This window comes from Micromonospora sp. KC721, assembly GCF_004348355.1.
GTDB lineage: Bacteria > Actinomycetota > Actinomycetes > Mycobacteriales > Micromonosporaceae > Micromonospora.
This window is the reverse complement of sequence record NZ_SMJY01000356.1, coordinates 1-2,310: the sequence shown is the minus strand read 5'-3', so window position 1 is coordinate 2,310 and position 2,310 is coordinate 1. Positions and strand designations below refer to the sequence as shown.

The 2,310-nt window shown below is 68.0% G+C and carries 3 protein-coding genes; all 3 read left to right on the top strand.

Annotation, left to right across the window (positions count from 1 at the left end; all coding sequences use genetic code 11):
* Positions 1-352, top strand: a 352-nt coding sequence (locus E1182_RS31455; protein WP_165942771.1) for a hypothetical protein, incomplete at its 5' end; no start/stop codon positions are given.
* A 147-nt stretch (positions 353-499) separates the two neighbouring features.
* Positions 500-691, top strand: coding sequence for a hypothetical protein (locus E1182_RS30225; RefSeq protein WP_132271141.1), 192 nt, complete (start codon positions 500-502; stop codon positions 689-691).
* Between the two features lie 3 nt (positions 692-694).
* Positions 695-2,083 carry an FtsK/SpoIIIE domain-containing protein gene (locus E1182_RS30220; RefSeq protein ID WP_132271140.1) on the top strand — a complete coding sequence of 463 codons (1,389 nt, stop codon included), beginning with the start codon at positions 695-697 and terminating at the stop codon, positions 2,081-2,083.
* Positions 2,084-2,310: the final 227 nt, after the last annotated feature.

The following is a 2,310-nucleotide window of genomic DNA, read 5'->3' as shown; positions in this document are numbered from 1 at the left end:
TTTCCAGGCGGTTGCCTTCCTGGGCGCGGAGCCCCGGATTGAGTTCGGCACGCGGGACAAGCAGGAGACGACCAAGGACGGTCTTCCTCGCTGGGACGTGCAGGTCGTGGCCGGGTTCCGCGACAACTTCGGGAAGGTGCAGAACGAGGTGATCAAGGTTGGCTACGCGGGGGCGAAGAACCCGGCGGAGTCGATCGGGATGTACACCCCGGTTCACCTCGTGAACTTCACCGTTGGCGTGATGGAGAAGCGCGCCAAGGAGGACAAGGACAAGGTGATCGGCTTCAGCGTTTGGTACCGGTGCGACGAGGTCCGGCCGACCACTCCGCCGGCTCCGCCCGGAAAGGCGTGACCTGATGGCCCGCAGCCGGCGGGGCGCGCCAACGCCCCGCCGGATCCGCTGCAAGACGTGTCTGACTCCGATCCTGCCGGACCAGTGTGACAGCGCCGGCAACTGCACTTCCTGCCAACTCCAACCGACCCTTTTCGGGGAGTGATCATGCGTCGTCTCTGCACCACGTGGTGCGCCGGCTGCCAGTCCAACGTTCCGGACCGCTCGTGGAACCAGGACACCTACCTCTGTACCGACTGCACCGCCAATGTCCTGCACCTGATCCGGCTTTGGGCCGGCGGCAAGGTGCTCGACGCGTTCCCGATCGCCACCGTGATTCGTACCCGAGTGGAGGCCTGACCAGTGCTCGCCGACGTGCTCACCGCCGCCCCCTGGATCATCTCGGGGGGCGGTGCCCTCTACATCGGTTCCCGCTTCGGCGTCGGCCCCCGGCTCGTCTGGGCCGGCATCCGCCGCGATCGGGAACTCGCCCGCTCGTGCATCCAGGCCGCCCGCATCCGCCGGCGGTGGCCACACGTCGCGCAACACCTCGGCCTGGTCCTCATCGACCGCACCGCGGTGACTGCCGCGACCGGTAGCGCTCCGGCGCCCAAGCCGCGGTACGTCGTGCCCAAGATGCGCGTCCGGGCAGACTCCTACGGCGTGGTCTGCACCGCCCGCACCGTGGCCGGCGTTGGCCTCCCGGAGTGGCAGAGGGCGGCTCGCCACCTGGCCGACGACTGGCGCGCCACCCGCGTCGCGGTCACCCAGGTCAAGCCCGGCAAGGTTCGCGTCCGCGCGGTCCGCGTCGATCCGCTGAGCTTCCCCACCACCTACGCCCCCGACCCTGCGGCCCTGGTCGCCCCGAAGACGCTCGACCGGCTTCCCGTTGGCCTGGACGAGTACGGCGAACCGGTCGACCTACGGCTATCCAACGTCGCCGGCATCTGCATCTGCGGCCTGCCTGGCTACGGCAAGACCTCGTTTATCAACAACCTGATCGTCCGTCTCTCCGCGTCACCGGCTGTGCAGTTCGTGGGCCTGGACGGCAAGAGCGACGATCCTGCCCAGGGCGACTACGGCGACTTGGCCGACCGCTTCACGCTTCTGGTCGGCGATGACCTCGAACAGGCCAACAAGGTGCTCGGCGAGCTGGTCCAGTTCCGCCGTGCCCGTGCCGCCAGCATCCGAACCCTGCTCGGCCGCAAGAACGCCTGGCAAGGCCAGTTCACGCCTGACTGGCCCCTGGTCATCGTCATCGTGGACGAGGCACACACGTACTTTGCCCAGGTCAAGGACGGTGGCGACAAGGTGCTGAAGCAGCGGAACGCGCTCGCTGCTCAGAACGCGCAGCACGTGGAAGACCTGATCAAGAAGGGTCGGAGCGTCGGCATCCTGACCGTGCTCGCCACGCAGAAGGGAACCGGCGACGCCATCCCGACGCAGATCCGCGACGTGTGCTCCGTCAGCCTCGCGTTCGCCTGCCGCACCATCGAGGCCGCCGTGGCAGGGCTCGGCGAGGATATCCGCCAGTACCCGGAAGCCAACCCGGTGCAGCTCCGTGACCCCGTCTACGTCGGCGTCGCCACGATGGCCGTTGAAGGTCGCCCCGGCTTCACCCGCGTTCGGATGCCCTACGTCCCCGATGAAACGGCGGCGGCCGTCGCCCACCACCACCGCGACCTGGTCGCCACGCGAGGTCAGCTACCTGCGGCTTCGTTGCTCTCCATCGGCGCGCCTGACGCCGACTGATCACGACCCCGGACAGAGTGAAGGCCGTCAAGTTCGCAGCTTGACGGCCTTCCCGGTGAGTCCCACGTCCGCCTGCCAGCAAGAAATGGGGAAGCTCGATGACAACGGTAAGCCACCCGCCCGACATCGCGCCAGCGAACCAGGTAGACGCGCCGAACTGTGAGGGCTGCGGATCGCCCCTGGAAGCCCGTACGCACTCCGGTGGGCTTCCGAAGCGGTTCCACAAC

Bases quoted from the DNA above. Each gene is read 5' to 3' on its own strand.
- E1182_RS30225 (WP_132271141.1), top strand. From the start codon at position 500: ATGCGTCGTCTCTGCACCACGTGGTGCGCCGGCTGCCAGTCCAACGTT.